General features: G+C 40.2%; 1 pseudogene. It reads right to left on the bottom strand.

The features are described 5' to 3' along the window. A pseudogene (locus EIZ48_RS28475) lies at positions 1-347 on the bottom strand (IS4 family transposase); the annotation flags it as partial. Between the last annotated feature and the right edge of the window lie 431 nt (positions 348-778).

The following is a 778-nucleotide window of genomic DNA, read 5'->3' as shown; positions in this document are numbered from 1 at the left end:
ACAGCAATAGATGCTCTTAGTACCATGAGTCGTTCGTATTCGCGGATATCAGCCCAATCGACTAAGACAATGGGCTGTGCATTGACCGAACAAAAATGATGACAGTGCCACCGATAAATATCGAGTCTGTCGTGGTGCAGGTGATTATTACCTAATAAACGGTCAACGCGCTTAATACAGTGTTTCGTTTTGGCCTTTGAAGGAAGAGAGCGCCCTAGCAAAGTAAGTGTAAGTGCATCATTGGTAAGCAATGATTGCACCGAGTCCATGAGTGATTGGAGTCTCTTTTTGTGAATGTTAGGGCATTGATTTTCCAGCGACTCGTGTAGTATTTGAATATCACGCATCTTGCTTTCAATCTTTTGTGTTTGTGGTGAATTCATTAGATCAGAAGGTAAGGTGCGTGTCTACTTATTGAACTACAAAGGTATTTTGTGGGGATTCGTAAGTTGCAGGCGTTATGCATCATTATCAAGCAACATTCATCGTTCGTAAGTAAATTGTTAGTTGAAGTCTAAAGTATGAAATATGTGTTAGCTGCATTGGTTATTTTATGTAGCTCTAGTTTCTCAAATGCAGAAATGATAGAGGTGCAACAAGATAAACTATCCGAGATGATGGGATGTCACCGGCTTTGTTGCGTAAATCAGTTTGAACTCTTTCGGAAAGTGACGATCTGATCGTTCATGTTCCATCGTTAGTTATATGAGCCATGAGTAAAACCAAGGTCCGTTACAAGACCAATAACTGGAAAGAGTATAATCAAGCCTTGATCAAC

This window comes from Photobacterium alginatilyticum, from assembly GCF_009910675.1.
Lineage (GTDB): Bacteria > Pseudomonadota > Gammaproteobacteria > Enterobacterales > Vibrionaceae > Photobacterium > Photobacterium alginatilyticum.
Note: the sequence above shows the minus strand (reverse complement) of the source record. Positions and strands in the feature narration are given on the sequence as shown.